At 52.6% G+C, this 18512-nt stretch carries 13 protein-coding genes; 9 read left to right on the top strand and 4 right to left on the bottom strand.

Annotated elements, in window-relative coordinates; translation table 11 throughout:
• Nucleotides 1-274 precede the first annotated feature (274 nt).
• From D6029_RS02185 to gudD, 3 genes are read left to right on the top strand one after another with little or no spacing between them, the layout of a single operon-like run.
• On the top strand, nt 275-1645 hold the full coding sequence (locus D6029_RS02185) for an MFS transporter (RefSeq protein WP_120063190.1): 1371 nt from the start codon (nt 275-277) through the stop codon (nt 1643-1645).
• Nucleotides 1646-1647: 2 nt separating this feature from the next.
• Nucleotides 1648-2988 carry an enolase C-terminal domain-like protein gene (locus tag D6029_RS02180; protein WP_120063189.1) on the top strand — a complete coding sequence of 447 codons (1341 nt, stop codon included), beginning with the start codon at nt 1648-1650 and terminating at the stop codon, nt 2986-2988.
• Between the two features lie 19 nt (nt 2989-3007).
• Nucleotides 3008-4351, top strand: coding sequence for a glucarate dehydratase (gudD, locus tag D6029_RS02175; protein ID WP_120063188.1), 1344 nt, complete (start codon nt 3008-3010; stop codon nt 4349-4351).
• A gap of 35 nt (nt 4352-4386) precedes the next feature.
• On the opposite strand, the gene barA is transcribed toward gudD, so the two are convergent.
• Complete coding sequence (gene barA, locus D6029_RS02170) at nt 4387-7146, bottom strand: two-component sensor histidine kinase BarA (RefSeq protein ID WP_120063187.1); 2760 nt, start codon at nt 7144-7146, stop codon at nt 4387-4389.
• Between the two features lie 60 nt (nt 7147-7206).
• On the opposite strand from barA, the gene rlmD reads away from it, so the two are divergent.
• The 6 genes from rlmD (at nt 7207) to adhP (ending at nt 16143) form a co-directional block, all read left to right on the top strand.
• Nucleotides 7207-8520, top strand: coding sequence for a 23S rRNA (uracil(1939)-C(5))-methyltransferase RlmD (gene rlmD, locus D6029_RS02165; protein WP_120063186.1), 1314 nt, complete (start codon nt 7207-7209; stop codon nt 8518-8520).
• Nucleotides 8521-8568: 48 nt separating this feature from the next.
• A complete protein-coding gene (gene relA / locus D6029_RS02160; protein WP_120063185.1) occupies nt 8569-10797 on the top strand; it encodes a GTP diphosphokinase in 2229 nt (742 codons plus the stop codon).
• 112 nt (nt 10798-10909) lie between these two features.
• Complete coding sequence (gene mazG, locus D6029_RS02155; RefSeq protein WP_120063184.1) at nt 10910-11701, top strand: nucleoside triphosphate pyrophosphohydrolase; 792 nt, start codon at nt 10910-10912, stop codon at nt 11699-11701.
• A gap of 225 nt (nt 11702-11926) precedes the next feature.
• The gene (pyrG, locus tag D6029_RS02150; RefSeq protein WP_034497987.1) at nt 11927-13567 is read left to right on the top strand and encodes a glutamine hydrolyzing CTP synthase; all 1641 of its coding nucleotides are present in this window, start codon (nt 11927-11929) and stop codon (nt 13565-13567) included.
• A gap of 83 nt (nt 13568-13650) precedes the next feature.
• Complete coding sequence (gene eno, locus D6029_RS02145; RefSeq protein ID WP_064560559.1) at nt 13651-14955, top strand: phosphopyruvate hydratase; 1305 nt, start codon at nt 13651-13653, stop codon at nt 14953-14955.
• A gap of 171 nt (nt 14956-15126) precedes the next feature.
• Nucleotides 15127-16143 (top strand): alcohol dehydrogenase AdhP, encoded by a 1017-nt coding sequence (gene adhP / locus D6029_RS02140; RefSeq protein WP_034497982.1) that lies wholly within the window; start codon nt 15127-15129, stop codon nt 16141-16143.
• 54 nt (nt 16144-16197) lie between these two features.
• Here the strand turns inward: adhP and D6029_RS02135 are convergent, their stop codons facing one another.
• Genes D6029_RS02135 through D6029_RS02125 form a run of 3 tightly spaced genes read right to left on the bottom strand, consistent with a single transcriptional unit; the run spans nt 16198 to nt 18487 of the window.
• Complete coding sequence (locus D6029_RS02135) at nt 16198-17310, bottom strand: M20 family metallopeptidase (RefSeq protein ID WP_120063183.1); 1113 nt, start codon at nt 17308-17310, stop codon at nt 16198-16200.
• 3 nt (nt 17311-17313) lie between these two features.
• On the bottom strand, nt 17314-17781 hold the full coding sequence (locus D6029_RS02130) for a YjiG family protein (protein ID WP_120063182.1): 468 nt from the start codon (nt 17779-17781) through the stop codon (nt 17314-17316).
• The gene (locus D6029_RS02125) at nt 17774-18487 is read right to left on the bottom strand and encodes a nucleoside recognition domain-containing protein (RefSeq protein WP_120063181.1); all 714 of its coding nucleotides are present in this window, start codon (nt 18485-18487) and stop codon (nt 17774-17776) included. Before D6029_RS02125 ends, D6029_RS02130 begins: the two co-directional genes overlap by 8 nt.
• Nucleotides 18488-18512 lie beyond the last annotated feature (25 nt).

Raw genomic sequence — 18512 nt, 5'->3', positions numbered from 1 at the left:
CACAAATCCCACATATTTCTCAGGTTTGTTTCAAAAATCGTGAACCATCCCCCAGCGCGTTGGACGTATGCCATAAACTGCTCACATTGTGTTCATTAAACTTGTGTCTTTGCACGATGAGGCGTTCTGACTCCCTTCATATACTTTCCCTCGGCAAACAATAAACCGCAGATTCAGCCTCACCAAAATACTGCGGGTAGGCCGATAACTCATTCTGAAAACCCTACAAATCCAGAATGAACTGTAGCTAAAAGCTATGATTCAGGAGTGCAACATGAATTCGATTAGCCAGACGGCGAGCGTCGCCGAGAAAAGGACCAACGCTCGCTATTGGATAGTAGTCATGCTCTTCATCGTCACCTCGTTTAACTACGGTGACCGCGCCACGTTATCCATTGCCGGTTCGGAAATGGCAAAAGATATCGGCCTTGATGCGATTGGCATGGGGTACGTGTTCTCTGCGTTCTCCTGGGCCTATGTTATCGGCCAAATCCCCGGCGGCTGGTTGCTAGACCGCTTCGGCTCAAAACGCGTTTATTTCTGGTCAATTTTCATCTGGTCGCTGTTTACCTTGCTGCAAGGCTTCGTCGATATCTTCAGCGGTTTTGGCATCATCATCGCGCTGTTTACTTTGCGCTTCCTGGTGGGCCTGGCCGAAGCGCCTTCCTTCCCCGGCAACAGCCGAATTGTCGCTGCGTGGTTCCCGGCACAGGAACGCGGCACGGCGGTTTCTATTTTTAACTCCGCTCAATATTTCGCGACGGTGATCTTCGCGCCAATCATGGGCTGGCTGACGCACGAAGTGGGCTGGTCGCACGTGTTCTTCTTTATGGGCGGGCTGGGCATCATCATCAGCTTTGTCTGGCTGAAAGTGATTCACGAGCCGAATAATCATCCGGGGGTAAACCAGAAAGAGCTGGATTACATCGCTGAAGGCGGGGCGCTGATCAATATGGATCAGGCAAAAACCCAGGAAAAAGTTCCGATGGCGCAGAAATGGGGCCAGATCAAACAGCTGCTCGCCTCGCGCATGATGATCGGCGTTTATATCGGCCAATATTGCATTAACGCGCTGACCTACTTCTTTATTACCTGGTTCCCGGTGTATCTGGTGCAGGAAAAAGGCATGTCGATTCTGAAAGCTGGATTCGTGGCGTCCGTTCCGGCAGTGTGCGGATTTATCGGCGGGGTGCTTGGCGGCGTGATTTCTGACTACCTGATGCGCCGCACCGGTTCGTTAAACATCGCCCGTAAAACGCCAATCGTGCTCGGGATGCTACTCTCCGTGAGCATGGTGTTCTGTAACTATGTTGAGTCCGAAATGATGGTGGTCGGCTTTATGGCGATGGCATTCTTCGGCAAAGGCATCGGTGCGCTGGGCTGGGCGGTGATGGCGGATACCGCGCCGAAAGAAATCAGCGGCCTGAGCGGCGGCCTGTTCAACATGTTCGGTAACGTCTCCGGCATCGTGACACCAATCGCTATCGGCTACATTGTCGGCACTTCCGGCTCGTTCAACGGCGCGCTGATTTACGTTGGCGTTCACGCGATTGTTGCGGTACTGAGCTATCTGGTGATTGTCGGTGACATCAAACGCATCGAACTCAAACCAGTCGAACTCAAATCCACAATAACAGGGCACTAATCATGAATACTCAGGCAAGCCCGAAGATTACTGATATGAAAGTCATTCCGGTGGCGGGGCATGACAGCATGCTGCTCAACATCGGCGGTGCGCACGGGGCCTTTTTCACGCGCAATATTGTGGTACTGACCGATAATGCCGGGAATACGGGCGTGGGTGAAGCGCCCGGCGGCGAAGTGATTTACCAGACGCTGGTCGACGCTATTCCTCAGGTGGTCGGCCAGGGAATCGCGCGCATGAATCGCGTGGTGCAGAACGTTCATAAAGGCAATCAGTCGGCAGATTTTGATACCTTCGGCAAAGGCGCGTGGACGTTCGAGCTGCGCGTTAATGCGGTTGCGGCACTTGAAGCCGCGTTGCTTGATTTGCTCGGCAAAGCGCTGAACGTCCCGGTTTGCGAGCTTTTAGGACCGGGAAAACAGCGCGATGAAGTCACCGTGTTGGGTTATCTGTTTTACATCGGCGACCGTAACAAAACGGATTTGCCGTATCTGGATGGGAAAAACGCCCGTCACGCCTGGTATGAATTACGTCATCAAGAAGCGCTGAATAGCGAGTCGATTGTGCAACTCGCCGAAGCGGCGCAAGATCGTTACGGCTTTAAAGATTTCAAACTGAAAGGTGGCGTATTGCCTGGAGAGCAAGAACTCGATGCCGCACGCGAGCTGAAAAAACGGTTCCCGGATGCGCGGATCACCGTTGACCCGAACGGCGCCTGGCTGCTGGATGAAGCCATTGTTTTGTGCAAAGGGATGGGCGACGTGCTGACCTATGCCGAAGACCCATGCGGTGCGGAACAAGGCTATTCCGGGCGTGAAGTAATGGCTGAATTTCGTCGCGCCACGGGGCTGCCGGTCGCCACCAATATGATTGCCACCAACTGGCGCGAAATGAACCACGCCATCATGCTTAATGCCGTGGATATTCCCCTTGCCGACCCGCATTTCTGGACGCTGAGCGGGGCGGTTCGCGTGGCGCAGATGTGCGACGAATGGGGCCTGACGTGGGGCTGTCATTCTAATAACCATTTCGATATCTCACTGGCGATGATCACCCATGTTGGCGCTGCGGCACCGGGCAAACCGACCGCCATCGACACCCACTGGATTTGGCAGGAGGGTGACCAGCGCCTGACAAAATCCCCGCTGCAAATCGTGAACGGTAAAATCGCGGTGCCGGATGCGCCAGGCTTAGGCATTGAGCTTGACTGGGAGCAGGTGCAAAAAGCCCACGAGGTGTATAAATCCCTGCCAGGCGGCTCGCGCAATGATGCTACGGCGATGCAATATCTGGTGCCGGGCTGGAAGTTTGATCGCAAACGTCCGGCATTTGGCCGCAACTAATTCATCTTGACGACAAGGAATGAGTAACATGACAACGATTACCCCAAAAGTCACCGCGATGCAGGTTATTCCCGTTGCGGGCCACGACAGCATGTTGATGAACCTGAGCGGTGCGCACTCGCCGTTTTTCACCCGTAATATTGTGATTGTCAAAGATAACTCCGGCCACACCGGCGTGGGGGAAATCCCCGGCGGCGAGAAAATTCGCCAGACGCTGGAAGACGCGTCGGCGTTGGTGATTGGCAAAACGCTGGGCGAATACAAAAATATCCTGAATCTAGTGCGTGCGGAATTTGCTGACCGGGATTCCGGCGGGCGCGGTTTGCAGACCTTTGATTTGCGCACCACCATTCACGTTGTTACAGGCATAGAATCCGCCATGCTCGATTTGCTCGGCCAGCATCTGGGCGTGAACGTGGCGTCTTTGCTGGGCGACGGGCAGCAGCGCAGTGAAGTGGAAATGCTTGGCTATCTGTTCTTCGTTGGCGATCGCAAACAAACGCCTTTGCCTTATCAAAGCCAGCCCGATGACAAATGCGACTGGTATCGCGTGCGTCACGATGAAGCGATGACGCCGGATGCGGTGGTGCGCCTCGCGGAAGCGGCATACGACAAATACGGCTTTAATGATTTCAAACTCAAAGGCGGCGTATTAGCGGGTGAAGAAGAAGCCGAAGCGGTAACGGCGCTGGCAAAGCGCTTTCCGCAAGCCCGCGTGACGCTGGACCCGAACGGTGCCTGGTCGCTCGATGAAGCGATTAGTATTGGTAAGCAATTGCGTGGTGTTCTGGCGTATGCGGAAGATCCGTGCGGTGCCGAGCAGGGTTATTCAGGCCGGGAAATTATGGCTGAATTCCGCCGGGCGACGGGCTTACCAACGGCCACCAACATGATTGCCACCGACTGGCGTCAGATGGGCCACACGCTTTCCCTGCAATCGGTGGATATCCCGCTGGCTGACCCGCATTTCTGGACGATGCAGGGTTCGGTACGCGTCGCACAAATGTGCCACGAATTTGGCCTGACCTGGGGTTCGCATTCCAATAACCACTTCGACATTTCACTGGCGATGTTCACCCACGTTGCCGCTGCGGCTCCGGGCAAAGTCACCGCCATTGACACGCACTGGATTTGGCAGGAAGGTAACCAGCGTCTGACCAAACAACCGTTTGAAATTAAAGGCGGTATGGTGCAAGTGCCGAAAACGCCGGGGCTTGGCGTTGAGCTGGATATGGATCAAGTAATGAAAGCGCATGAGCTTTATCAGCAGCATGGTTTAGGTGCGCGTGATGATGCGATGGCGATGCAGTTCTTGATCCCAAATTGGGCGTTTAATAACAAACGCCCTTGTATGGTTAGATAATCTAAAAAGCGACGGACGCCCTACGAAAAACTCGTTTAACTGAGCATTCGCTGGGCTTCTTTCGAAACGTTATTCATTTCATCAAGTAACTCAAGAAGCTCAGGCTCCAGATCCTCGGGCTTCACTCCACTGCGCAACTCATGCTCCAGCTGTCGGCACAAATTTTTCAACTTTGGCACGCCGCTGTAACTGCAACTGCCGTGAAGTTTATGAATGATATCCACTAGCCCTTCCGGGTTTTCCCCGACCAATTGCTCTTCAACTTTGTTGCGCACTTCAGGTAAAAACGCTAACAACATTTGCAGCATATCGCGCGCCAGGTCCGGCTTGTTAGCCGCCTGTTGCAGCGCCAGCGACCAGTCCAGCGTCTGGTTTTGATCGCGGGTTTGCGCGGTGGTTTCCACATTTGCCACTAATGTTGGCGCGGTAATTGCCCCCGGCTGATAACGCATTAGCAGGCTATATAATTTTTTCTCTTCGATTGGCTTGGCGAGATAGTCATTCATCCCGGCGCTTAACAGTTTCTCTTTTTGCCCTGCCATGGCGTGGGCGGTCACGGCGATCACCGGCGTTTGCTGGTGGTGTGGCATCTGGCGAATCAGTTCACAGGCGCGAATGCCGTCCATTTCCGGCATCTGGATATCCATCAAAATGATGTCTATCTGCATCTGTTTCGCCCGTTCAATGGCCTGCGCTCCGCTGCCGCACAGTTCAACACTCTGCACATGATCTTCAAGCAGTGCGCCAATCAGTTTCAGGTTTGCCGGGTTGTCGTCTACGGCCATTACCGTCAGCGGTAGCTTTTTGTTTTCATTGCTGTTTACAAGCGCCGGGTCGGCATCAAAGGTGTGTTCGGCCAGCAATGGCAGCAAACGTGTCGAGGTAACGGGTTTCAGCAGGCAGCCCGCAACGCCTTCTTTTTTAAGCGATTCTGCATCGACCTGGCAATGGCTGGGTAGCGCCAGAATCAGGCAGTCGGTCATGGTGACGGCTTTCGCCAGTTTCGGATTGGCAATGGAAAGCGAATCGCGGAATGCCACCGGCAAACCAAACAACATAATGTCGTAGTGCGCTTCGGCGAGAGTCATAAGCGTCGGGCTGTAAATCACTTCAAGCGGTGTATTGGCCAGAATATTGAGCGTGCTTTGCGCGGCAGTGGCGTTTTGTTCGATATACGCAATGCGCTTGCCCGCGAGGTTTTCGGTGGAGTAACCGTCCAGAACCGCGTTGGAATTCAAATCCAGATTGATATAGAACCAGAAGGTCGAGCCTTGATTTGGCTGGCTATGGAATGAAATATCGCCACCCATTTCTCTGACCAGTTTCTGGGTAATCACCAGCCCCAGCCCGGTGCCGCCGTGGCGACGGGAAATACTGGCATCTGCCTGACGAAATGCCTGGAACAAACGCGATTGTTCCTGTTCAGGAATACCGATGCCGGTGTCGTGAATGCGCATTTCTACCTGGACTTTATTGTTGCCCTGCGAGCGTTTTTCGACCACCAGATCGATGTTGCCGCTTTCGGTAAACTTAATCGCGTTACCTACCAGATTCGTTACCACTTGCTGCAATCGTAGCGGGTCGCCAATCACGTTATCCGGCACATCATTTTTGATGTTGAGCGTTAGCTCCAGGCCTTTGTCGTGGGCCGAATGCGCCAGTAACGTCACCACTTCGTCCAGCGAATTACGCAGCGGGAAGGGGATGCTTTCGAGGATCAGTTTGCCCGCTTCCAGCTTCGAGAAGTCGAGTACGTCATTGATAATCGTCAGCAAGTTATTCGCCGAGCGCTCAATGGTATGCAGGTGGTCACGCTGGGTAGCGTTCAAATCAGTTTTCAGCGTCAACCGGGTAAAACCAATCACGCCATTTAACGGCGTGCGCAGCTCGTGAGACATATTCGCGAGGAATTCAGACTTAATGCGCGCCGCTTCCTGGGCGCGTTTCTTCGCCAGATCCAGCTCGACGTTCTGGATTTCCATCTGTTCGAGCGTTTCGCGCAGGTCAGACGTTGCCTGATCGATGTTGTGCTGCATCTCTTCGTGATACGCCGTCAACGACATCGCCATCGAATTGATGCCGTTTTTCAGCATATCTAATTCACCGAGCATGAAACCTTCCACCCGGCTGTCGAGTTGCCCGCGCCTGATTCGGTCAACGGTGTTCACCATATTACGAATCGGCCCGGTGACATCGCGCATCAGGCGGTAAGCAAACAGCATCGCGATACCGACACAGAACAACATCATCAGCGTCGAGATGAAAATTTCCCGGTATTGCTGCAAGCGAACGGATTTCAAATCCAGTTCAATCGCGACGTATCCGAGCGAGTTACCCGCCGGTTTGGCGTCGGTCACTTCTGATTCGTCTGGTGAATAGCTCTCAGAAATAATCGGCGTGCGCAGGATAATCGAATCCCCGTAGCGCGTGATGCTTAAGCTGTGCGGCGGTTTTTCGTTGTTCGACAACTTGAGTGCGGAAGCATTGAGTTGATAATTAGAAGTAACAAACAATTTATTGTGTTCATCGAACACTGAAATCGCCCGCACGATATCGGAATGGCGGCGGTGCAAAACGCTGACCAACTGGCGAATCGACTCGCGGCTGTGGAAACTCATGCCGTATTCACTCGCAACCGCCAGCGGCTCGATGATATTCGCGCCGGAATCTTCTAATTGACGCTGCAAGTCATTGTAACGATGGACGACAAAAAAGATGCTGAGCAATAAACCGATCATTAATGTCGGCGCCAGAATCAGGATCATCATGCGTGCGCGCAGGCTGTAGTTGGTCATGGGGTTCCGATATGGGACAATTGAAGCAATAGTTAATATTTTGAGAGAGCATTCTGGCTCATGGCGCAATTCTACTCTGCAAAGCGACGGGTTACGACTCGTCAGATCATAACCGTGACGGTTAACGACCTTGACCCGTTTGGTCAGGGCGTGGCACGTCACAACGGTAAGGCTGTTTTTATCCAGGGCGCGTTGCCTGGCGAACAGGTCGAAATTACGATTACCGAAGATAAACGTAACTTTTCCCAGGCGAAAGTTAAGCGACGTTTAAATGATAGCCCGCAACGAGTTGCGCCGCGTTGCCCGCATTTTGGCGTTTGTGGTGGCTGCCAACAACAACACGCTAGTGTTGAATTGCAGCAGCAAGCAAAATCCAGGGCGCTGGCCCGCATGATGGGCTCGCGTGAAACTCCGGCGGTGGTCAACGAAATTATCTCCGGAACGCCATGGGGTTATCGCCGTCGTGCGCGTTTAGGGTTGAATTATCAGCCTAAAACGCAAACCTTACAGATGGGTTTTCGTAAATCGCAGGACAGCGAACTGATCAATATTCGTCGTTGCCCGGTTCTGGTGCCCCAACTTGAGGCATTGCTGGAACCCTTGCACCAATGTCTATCGGAATTAAAAGCCGTTCGGCGTTTAGGGCATGTTGAATTGGTTCATGCCGATAATGGCCCGTTGATGGTATTGCGTCATTTAGATGCACTTCATGATGATGATAAGCAAAAACTGGAACGCTTTTCGCATTCTCATGGCGTCGCGCTGTTTTTAGCGCCAGACAGTGAGACACTCACAGCCCTGGATGACGTCCAGCCCAGCTATCATTCAGACGGACTACGCTTAACGTTCAGCCCGCGTGATTTTATCCAGGTGAACGATGGCGTGAATCAGCAGATGGTCGCTCGTGCGATTGAATGGCTGGATATTCAGCCCACCGACCGCGTGCTTGACCTGTTCTGCGGAATGGGAAACTTTACGCTCCCGCTCGCTACACGCGCCCAAAGTGTTGTAGGAGTGGAAGGCGTTGCTGCGCTGGTGGCGAAAGGTGAATATAATGCAGAATGTAATTCCCTGAAAAACGTCACATTCTTCCATGAAAACCTGGAAGATGATGTAACGCGCCAGCCCTGGGCAGCCCAGGGATTCAACAAGATATTGCTCGACCCCGCGAGAGCGGGAGCACCGGGTGTCATGCAGCATGTGATTGCACTTGCCCCTGAGCGAGTGGTCTATGTTTCTTGTAACCCGACGACACTTGCCCGTGATAGCGAGGCATTGCTGGCAGCAGGTTACACACTGCGCCAGTTGGCAATGCTCGATATGTTCCCGCACACAGGGCACCTTGAGTCTATGGCGCTTTTTGAGCGCATTTAAGCGATTAATCAGGCCAGGCCTGAAGCGAGTACCCGACAGGAGAGGACAATGGTTGCGGTAAGAAGTGCACATCTCAATAAAGCTGGCGAATTTGCGCCCGACAGATGGATTGCGAGCCTCGGGATCACCAACCAGCAGTCATGTGAACGCTTAGCCGAAACCTGGCGGTATTGCGAGCAACAGACGAAAGGCCATCCTAACGCGGAGTTGTTGCTGTGGCGCGGCGTCGAGATGGTAGAAATCCTGTCGATGCTGAGCATGGACAACGACACGCTGCGTGCCGCTTTGCTGTTCCCGCTGGCGGATGCGGGCGTAGTCACCGAAGAAGTGATGCGCGAAAGCATTGATAACCAGGTCGTCACGCTGATTCACGGCGTGCGCGATATGGCTGCCATTCGTCAGCTGAAAGCCGCACATACCGATTCTGTCTCTGCGGAACAGGTCGATAACGTTCGCCGCATGTTGCTGGCGATGGTTGATGATTTCCGCTGCGTGGTGATCAAACTCGCCGAACGTATCGCGCACCTTCGTGAAGTGAAGGACGCGCCGGAAGATGAACGTGTGCTGGCGGCGAAAGAGTGCACCAATATCTATGCGCCGCTTGCTAACCGCCTGGGTATTGGCCAGCTCAAATGGGAGCTGGAAGATTACTGCTTCCGTTATCTGCATCCTGCTGAATACAAACGTATCGCCAAACTGCTGCACGAGCGTCGCATCGACCGTGAGCATTACATCGACGAGTTCGTGAGTGCGCTGCGCAAATCGATGAAAGAAGAGGGCGTGAAGGCAGAAGTTTATGGCCGCCCGAAACACATTTACAGCATCTGGCGCAAGATGCAGAAGAAATCTCTCGCCTTTGATGAGCTGTTTGACGTGCGCGCGGTGCGCGTGGTGGCTGAGCGTTTGCAGGATTGCTATGCCGCACTCGGTATTGTGCACACGCATTATCGCCATATGCCGGACGAATTTGACGATTACGTCGCCAACCCGAAACCGAATGGCTACCAATCCATTCACACCGTGGTGCTGGGGCCAAACGGCAAAACCATTGAAATCCAGATTCGCACCAAGCAGATGCACGAAGAGTCAGAACTCGGCGTTGCGGCTCACTGGAAATACAAAGAGGGCAATGCCAAGAGCGGCAGTTCCAGTCATGAAGATCGCATCGCGTGGCTGCGTAAACTGATCGCCTGGCAAGAAGAGATGGCGGATTCCGGCGAGCTGCTGGATGAAGTGCGCAGCCAGGTGTTTGATGACCGCGTGTATGTGTTTACGCCAAAAGGCGACGTGGTAGATTTACCGGCTGGCTCTACGCCACTGGACTTTGCTTACCATATTCACAGCGATGTTGGGCACCGTTGCATTGGCGCGAAAATCGGTGGGCGCATTGTGCCGTTTACCTATCAACTGCAAATGGGTGACCAAATTGAAGTCATCACCCAGAAGCAGCCGAACCCAAGCCGCGACTGGCTGAACCCGAACCTTGGCTACATCACCACCAGCCGTGGGCGAGCTAAAATTCACAACTGGTTCCGCAAACAGGATCGTGACAAAAATATCCTGGCCGGGCGGCAGATCCTTGATGATGAAATTGAACATCTGGGGATCAGCCTGAAAGAGGCCGAGAAATCGTTGTTGCCGCGCTATAACTTCAATGATGTTGAAGAGTTACTGGCGGCCATCGGCGGCGGGGATATTCGTCTTAACCAGATGAGTAACTACCTGCAATCGCAGTTTAACAAGCCGACTGCTGCGGAACAGGATGAGCAAGCGCTTCGCCAACTGGAGAAGAAATCCTACACGCCGCAGTCGCGCAGCAAAGACAATGGACGTGTCGTAGTGGAAGGGGTTGGCAACCTGATGCACCACATTGCGCGCTGCTGCCAGCCGATTCCGGGTGACGAGATCGTTGGTTTTATCACGCAAGGGCGCGGTATTTCGATTCACCGTGCAGACTGCGACCAGCTTGCTGAACTGCAATCCCACGCGCCGGAACGTATCGTTGATGCAGTATGGGGCGAAAGCTACTCCAGCGGTTATTCGCTGGTGGTGCGCGTCACAGCCAACGATCGTAGTGGTTTGTTGCGTGACATAACAACCATTCTGGCGAATGAAAAGGTGAACGTACTGGGCGTTGCCAGCCGCAGCGACACCAAGCAGCAACTGGCGACCATCGATATGAATATCGAGATCTACAACCTGCAGGTGCTGGGGCGCGTACTGGGTAAATTGAACCAGGTGCCGGATATTATCGACGCGAGGCGGTTGCACGGCTGATTGATTGCCCCTCGCCCCGACCCTCTCCCCAAAGGGGCGAGGGGGAAAGCTTGTTCTCTCTCCCTCAGGGAGAGGGCTAGGGTGAGGGTTGTTTTATTCACAAGGATCCAAAATGAATCAAATTACCCGCCTACTGGGCATCATGAAGCGCCTGCGTGACCCGGAATCCGGTTGCCCGTGGGACAAAGAGCAAACCTTCGCCACTATCGCGCCGTACACCCTGGAAGAAACCTACGAAGTGCTTGATGCTATCAATCGCGAAGATTTTGATGATTTGCGCGGTGAGCTTGGTGATTTGCTGTTCCAGGTGGTGTTCTACGCCCAAATGGCACAGGAAGAAGGGCGCTTTGATTTCGACGATATCTGCAAATCAATTAGCGACAAACTCGAACGTCGCCACCCACACATTTTTGCAGACGGCACGGCGCAAAACAGTACCGAAGTGCTGGAGCGCTGGGAGCAAATCAAGAGTGATGAACGTGCGGAAAAAGCACAGCATTCCGCACTTGATGACATTCCTCACGCGCTGCCGGCATTAATGCGGGCGCACAAAATCCAGAAGCGTTGTTCGACGGTGGGGTTTGACTGGACCACACTTGGCCCGGTTTTAGACAAAGTCTATGAAGAGATCGACGAAGTGATGCATGAAGCAAAACAAGTCGTCGTCGATGAAGCAAAACTGGAAGAAGAAGTCGGTGATTTATTGTTCGCCACCGTCAATCTGGCGCGCCATTTAGGCACCAAAGCTGAGACAGCATTACAAAAAGCCAACCTGAAATTTGAGCGACGTTTCCGCGAAGTGGAAAGGATTATTGCCGACAGAGGGCTGACAATGACTGGAGTTGACCTGGAAATCATGGAACAAGTCTGGCAACAGGTTAAACGCCAGGAAACTGAAATTTAACGCATTTTTGTGGTCAAGCGCTTTTAATGGCAATTTCAATTTAACAAGCGCTTGATTTACGTCAAAAACATTTATACCAGACGGGCTATTTTCATTGCCCTGACAAAGCGCGAGGTCACGGCTTTGCAGACAGAATGAAAGTTTGTGGCGCCGATACTGTTCGGGTATACTACTTTCCCGTCCTGGTACTTCCATCGTCTTTAAACCTAACTCTTCAGGTTCAGCATGACAACGAACTATATTTTTGTGACCGGCGGGGTCGTTTCCTCTCTGGGTAAAGGCATTGCCGCAGCCTCCCTCGCAGCTATTCTCGAAGCCCGTGGCCTCAACGTATCCATCATGAAACTCGATCCGTACATCAACGTCGATCCGGGTACCATGAGCCCTATTCAACATGGGGAAGTGTTCGTTACAGAAGACGGCGCTGAAACCGACCTGGATTTAGGTCACTACGAGCGTTTCATTCGCAACAAAATGACGCGTCGTAACAACTTCACCACTGGCCGTATTTACTCAGAAGTTCTGCGTAAAGAGCGCCGTGGCGACTACCTGGGCGCAACCGTTCAGGTTATTCCACACATCACGAACGCAATCAAAGAACGCATCCTTGAAGGTGGCGAAGGCTACGATGTCGTGTTGGTTGAAATCGGCGGTACGGTAGGTGATATCGAATCCCTGCCGTTCCTCGAAGCGATTCGTCAGATGGCGGTTGAAGTGGGTCGTGAGCACACTTTGTATATGCACCTGACTCTGGTGCCGTACATGGCTGCTGCCGGTGAAGTGAAAACTAAACCGACTCAACACTCCGTAAAAGAACTGCTTTCTATCGGTATTCAGCCAGATGTGCTGATCTGCCGCTCTGACCGCGTTGTTCCGGCTAACGAACGTGCAAAAATTGCATTGTTCTGTAACGTCCCGGAGAAAGCGGTTATTTCTCTAAAAGATGTCGATTCCATCTATAAAATTCCAGGTCTGTTGAAATCACAGGGTCTGGACGATTATATTTGTAAACGATTCAGCTTGAACGTTCCTGAAGCTAACTTGTCCGAATGGGAACAAGTTATTTATGAAGAAGCGAATCCGACAAGCGAAGTCACGATTGGTATGGTTGGCAAGTACATTGAACTGCCAGATGCCTACAAATCTGTGATTGAAGCATTGAAACACGGTGGTTTGAAAAACCGTCTGACCGTCAACATCAAGCTGATTGATTCGCAGGATGTTGAAACTCGCGGTGCTGAAGAAGTGCTGAAGGGATTGGATGCTATCCTTATCCCTGGCGGTTTTGGTTACCGTGGTGTGGAAGGCAAAATCGCCACCGCGCGTTATGCTCGTGAGCAAAACATTCCCTATCTGGGCATTTGCTTAGGTATGCAGGTCGCGCTTATCGAGTTCGCACGAAACGTTGCAGGCATGGCTAACGCCAACTCAACTGAATTTGTGCCAGACTGTAAATACCCGGTGGTCGCCTTAATCACCGAGTGGCGCGACGAAGAAGGTAACGTTGAAGTTCGTACTGAAAAGAGCGACTTAGGCGGCACCATGCGTCTTGGTGGCCAGCAGTGTCAGTTGACCGATGGTAGTCTGGTGCGCCAGATGTACGGTGAACCGACAATTACTGAGCGCCATCGCCATCGTTATGAAGTCAACAACATGTTGTTGAAGCAAATTGAAGCAGCAGGTCTGCGCGTTGCGGGCCGTTCCGGTGATGACCAACTGGTAGAAATCATCGAAGTGCCAAATCATCCGTGGTTTGTTGCTTGCCAGTTCCACCCGGAATTTACTTCTACTCCGCGTGATGGGCACCCACTGTTCGCAGGCTTTGTGAAAGCTGCCGGTGAGTTCCAGAAGCGTCAAGCGAAGTAAGAGATAGTTAGAACGACAACGCGCGAATGTTTCGCGCGTTGTTTGTCTGGAGTTTTAGTTTAACTTGTACTGAGGAAAATCTAATGTCCAAAATCGTTAAAGTCATCGGTCGTGAAATCATCGACTCCCGTGGTAACCCGACTGTTGAAGCTGAAGTTCATCTGGAAGGCGGTTTCGTAGGTATGGCTGCTGCACCATCAGGTGCTTCAACTGGTTCCCGCGAAGCGCTGGAACTGCGCGATGGCGACAAATCTCGCTTCCTGGGCAAAGGCGTTCTGAAAGCCGTTGCTGCAGTTAACGGCCCGATCGCTGCGGCTGTAACTGGTAAAGATGCGAAAGACCAGGCAAACATCGATAAGATCATGATCGACCTGGACGGTACCGAAAACAAATCCAACTTCGGCGCTAACGCAATCCTGGCTGTTTCCCTTGCTGCTGCTAAAGCTGCTGCTGCCTCTAAAGGCCTGCCGCTGTATGCACACATCGCTGAACTGAACGGCACCCCAGGCAAATTCTCTATGCCTCTGCCAATGATGAACATCATCAACGGTGGCGAGCACGCTGATAACAACGTTGATATCCAAGAGTTCATGATTCAACCAGTTGGCGCGAAAACTCTGAAAGAAGCCATCCGTATGGGTTCTGAAGTTTTCCACACCCTGGCTAAAGTTCTGAAATCTAAAGGTATGGGTACTGCTGTTGGTGACGAAGGTGGCTATGCGCCAAACCTGGGTTCCAACGCTGAAGCACTGGCTGTAATCGCTGAAGCGGTTAAAGCTGCAGGCTACGAGCTGGGTAAAGACGTTACTCTGGCTATGGACTGTGCTGCTTCTGAATTCTACAAAGACGGTAAATACGTTCTGGCTGGCGAAGGCAACAAAGCTTTCACCTCTGAAGAATTCACCCACTTCCTGGAAGACCTGACCAAACAGTACCCAATCGTTTCTATCGAAGACGGTCTGGACGAGTCTGATTGGGATGGTTTCGCATACCAGACCAAAGTCATGGGCGACAAACTTCAGCTGGTTGGTGATGACCTGTTCGTTACTAACACCAAAATCCTGAAAAGAGGTATCGACAACGGTATCGCTAACTCCATTCTGATCAAATTCAACCAGATCGGTTCTCTGACCGAAACTCTGGCTGCGATCAAAATGGCGAAAGATGCTGGCTACACTGCAGTTATCTCTCACCGTTCAGGCGAAACTGAAGATGCGACCATCGCTGACCTGGCTGTTGGTACTGCTGCAGGCCAGATCAAAACTGGTTCTATGAGCCGTTCTGACCGTGTTGCTAAGTACAACCAGCTGATTCGTATCGAAGAAGCTCTGGCTGCTGCGGGCACACCAGCTCCGTTCAACGGTCTGAAAGAAGTTAAAGGTCAGTAATTCGTTACTGCTTTAAATTCTGATTAAAAAACCCACTTCGGTGGGTTTTTTTGTGCCTATTATTTGGCGAAACCTGAGCCACTCTCGCATAAACCGGGAATGCAGTTTGCGGTTGCTCCTTCTCTCGACCAGGATTACCGGGTTATTTCACTCACAGGTCAGGAGACCGCCATGAAAGCTGCAGTTGTTAACAAAGACCACTCTGTCGGCATCATTGATAAACCCGTTCGTGCACTGAAACACGGCGAGGCATTACTGACAATGGAGTGTTGCGGTGTTTGCCACACCGATTTACATGTGAAAAACGGAGACTTTGGGGATGTTACTGGCATCACTCTGGGCCATGAAGGGATCGGGGTGGTGAAGTCCATCGGCCCTGGCGTGACATCGCTGAAAGTCGGGGATCGTGCAAGCGTCGCCTGGTTCTTCCGCGGATGTGGCAACTGTGAATATTGCAATACCGGCAACGAAACGCTGTGCCGCAGCGTGACGAACGCAGGATACACCGCTGATGGCGGCATGGCCGAAGAATGTATCGTCGTCGCCGATTACGCCGTGAAAGTCCCTGACGGCCTCGAATCAGCCGCTGCCAGTAGCGTGACCTGTGCCGGCGTCACCACTTATAAAGCGGTAAAAGTTTCCCATATTCAGCCGGGTCAGTGGATTGCGATTTATGGCCTCGGCGGGCTGGGCAACCTTGCGCTGCAATATGCCAAGAACGTCTTTAACGCCAAAGTCATTGCCATCGACGTGAATGACGCCCAGCTCGATTTCGCTAAAGAGTGTGGGGCGGATTTAGTCATCAACTCGCGAAACGAAGATGCGGCGAAGGTTATCCAGGAAAAAGTGGGCGGCGCTCATGCGGCGGTCGTCACTGCCGTGGCGAAAGCGGCGTTCAACTCGGCGGTCGATGCCGTTCGTGCCGGCGCTCGCATTGTGGCGGTCGGCCTGCCTTCTGAGTCCATGAGCCTGAATATTCCACGCCTGGTGCTGGATGGTATTGAAGTTGTCGGTTCATTGGTCGGCACGCGTATGGATTTGACGGAGGCCTTCCAGTTTGCCGCCGAAGGCAAAGTGGTGCCTAAAGTGACGATGCGCCCACTTGAAGATATCAATGCCATTTTCAAGGAAATGGAAGAGGGTAAAATCAAAGGCCGCATGGTAATTGATTTTAAAACGAAGAAGTAAGAAGCATTAAATTTGGCCGGGATTTCCCCGGCCATCTGTTTTAACCAGGAGCGTTTAAAGCGACTGAATCACCCGCTTAAGCAAGCGAATACGTGGCTCAATACTGTCGATTTCCAGGTATTCTGATGCGCTGTGGAAACCGGCACCAATCGGGCCGAAACCATCCAGTGAAGGAATGCCCAACGCTGCGGTATGATTGGCATCAGAACCGCCGCCGACGGACTTCCAGCGCACATCGACACCTTCCGCAACACCGGCTTGCTCAACCATTCGCATCAGCTCTTCAGTATCCGCCGTCGGTGCCATCGCCGGTTTATGCGCTTGCTGGTGAACGGTAGTTTTCACATCGCGTTCAAATTCCCGCTGGCCGTAAGCCTGAATGGCGGCATGCACACGCGCATATTCGTCGTTATCCTGGAAGCGAACATCAACAATCATCTCCGCATGTTCCGGAACGATATTCGCCCCCACGCCCCCGGAAATGACGCCGGTATTGATGGTGGTGCCTTTGGCCATATCGGCCAGTTCGCTGATTTCCAGCACCGCCCGCGCTAGCGCTTTAATCGCCGAGCGACCCGCTTCCGGGTCATTACCCGCATGTGCCGCCACACCTTTAAACGTCAACTTATAGCCCGCGATGCCTTTTCGCGCTTTCACCAGCGAGCCATCCGCTCTTGCGGCTTCACACACCAGCACGCAGCGGCTGCGTTTTGCCAGTTCGCCAATCCAGTGATGCGAATGCGCCGAGCCTGTTTCTTCATCCGGGTTCATGGCTACGCCAATGGATAAACGCGCAAGCGTGGCTTTATCCATCCCACGTAGCGCCCAGAGAATGTTCAGCAACCCGCTTTTCATATCTGAAACACCAGGCCCGTAAGCTCGGTTGCCTTCGATGCTGAACGGGCGCTCAGCCACGGTTCCCACCGGGAATACGGTGTCCATATGCCCGACCAGCAACACATCAAAACGGTCAGCGTCAGGTTTGTTGGTAGCAAATAATCCCGGCCCGACTTTTTCGCCAAGGCTGATTCGGTCGCAATGCCAATTTTCGTTCTGATACCACTGTTGAATAATCTGGCTGACTTCCTCAACGCCATCAATGGTTGCTGTTCCACAGTCGATATTGACCAGCTTTTTGAGCTCGTGAAGATACTGTTTTAAATCCATGTCTTACTCCAGAATCAAAAGTCGCATAATTAACATGGCGCCAAAGGCGTTCAGCACCGAAATTGCGATCATTAAGGGAATACGTTTTGCCGGGATGCCGACAACGCCAAGAATGCGGCCTGCATATTGGATTTGTGAGCCCATCAAATAAATGGCGGGAGCAAGAATCGCAAGATGTGCGCCGGTGAGAATACCTTTTTCAAACAGAGTGACAGCGACGCCGATTGCGCCACCCATCGACATCCAGCCACCGATTAGCACGGCAGCCGCTTCACCCGGCAGGCCAAACACTTTCATCAATGGGCCAAATATCCACGCCAGGCCATCCAGCGCGCCGGTAATTTGCAGTGCATAAATAATAATGAAGGCCATCAACACGTTAGGAAGCGTGCTGGTGGTCGCGATATTCCAGCCTTTGCGGGCACCGGCAACGAAAACGTCGGTGATCATCGGTTTAGCGGTATCAGCCATGTTGCACCTCCACACTCTGTTTGCGCTCTGAAACGTTCAGAATCAGGCGCATCACATTCGCCCCGACAATTTTCATAATGAACATCACCGCCACACACAGGCCGATGGATGCGGGAACGGCACTCGTTCCGTCAATCGCCACCAGCGTAAACAGCACCGCACCGGAGGAGAAAAAGTTGGTGATCATGGCCCCGGCTGAAAACTGGAACATGGTGAAAACCGTTTTTTCTTTCTCGGTTATCTGCCCTTCATCGGCTAATACGCGAGTCAGCGATGCGCCGACGTCGGTACTTTGCAGGCTGCCAATCAGCGCAAGGCCGGTTGAACCAGGAATGCCGAGAAGCGGGCGTAATAGCGGGGTCAGCAGTTTACGAGCCGCATTCAGCGCGCCGTAATGCTCAAGTACGTTGATCATCCCCAACGCAAACATGACTGCGGGAATTAAGCCAAAGGCAAACAGGAACCCGTCCATTGCGCCATGCCCGCCCTTACCGCGAAAAGCACTTTTGGCGGCGTCGATTGCATCGCCCGAAAGATTGACATCGGTGACCACTTTGCCAAACGCACCGTTTAGCGTGGTGAAATCGAAGACGCCGTACCACTCTTTGCCACCCAACAGGCCAGAGAAAAACACCATTGCGAACAACAGCGCGATATAGGCACCCGGCCCGACGCGTTGCGTGTCTGTATCAACAGAACTTTCCATATTTCACTTCCTTATGTGATTGTGA

This window comes from Buttiauxella izardii, from assembly GCF_003601925.1.
Taxonomy (GTDB): domain Bacteria; phylum Pseudomonadota; class Gammaproteobacteria; order Enterobacterales; family Enterobacteriaceae; genus Buttiauxella; species Buttiauxella izardii.
This window is presented reverse-complemented; position numbering and strand designations above follow the sequence as displayed.

Coding starts and splice junctions, on each gene's coding strand:
- D6029_RS02130 (WP_120063182.1), bottom strand. CDS start 17,781: ATGGCTGATACCGCTAAACCGATGATCACCGACGTTTTCGTTGCCGGT.
- barA (WP_120063187.1), bottom strand. CDS start 7,146: ATGACCAACTACAGCCTGCGCGCACGCATGATGATCCTGATTCTGGCG.
- D6029_RS02125 (WP_120063181.1), bottom strand. CDS start 18,487: ATGGAAAGTTCTGTTGATACAGACACGCAACGCGTCGGGCCGGGTGCC.
- D6029_RS02185 (WP_120063190.1), top strand. CDS start 275: ATGAATTCGATTAGCCAGACGGCGAGCGTCGCCGAGAAAAGGACCAAC.
- gudD (WP_120063188.1), top strand. CDS start 3,008: ATGAGTAACATGACAACGATTACCCCAAAAGTCACCGCGATGCAGGTT.
- D6029_RS02180 (WP_120063189.1), top strand. CDS start 1,648: ATGAATACTCAGGCAAGCCCGAAGATTACTGATATGAAAGTCATTCCG.
- relA (WP_120063185.1), top strand. CDS start 8,569: ATGGTTGCGGTAAGAAGTGCACATCTCAATAAAGCTGGCGAATTTGCG.
- mazG (WP_120063184.1), top strand. CDS start 10,910: ATGAATCAAATTACCCGCCTACTGGGCATCATGAAGCGCCTGCGTGAC.
- eno (WP_064560559.1), top strand. CDS start 13,651: ATGTCCAAAATCGTTAAAGTCATCGGTCGTGAAATCATCGACTCCCGT.
- adhP (WP_034497982.1), top strand. CDS start 15,127: ATGAAAGCTGCAGTTGTTAACAAAGACCACTCTGTCGGCATCATTGAT.
- pyrG (WP_034497987.1), top strand. CDS start 11,927: ATGACAACGAACTATATTTTTGTGACCGGCGGGGTCGTTTCCTCTCTG.
- D6029_RS02135 (WP_120063183.1), bottom strand. CDS start 17,310: ATGGATTTAAAACAGTATCTTCACGAGCTCAAAAAGCTGGTCAATATC.
- rlmD (WP_120063186.1), top strand. CDS start 7,207: ATGGCGCAATTCTACTCTGCAAAGCGACGGGTTACGACTCGTCAGATC.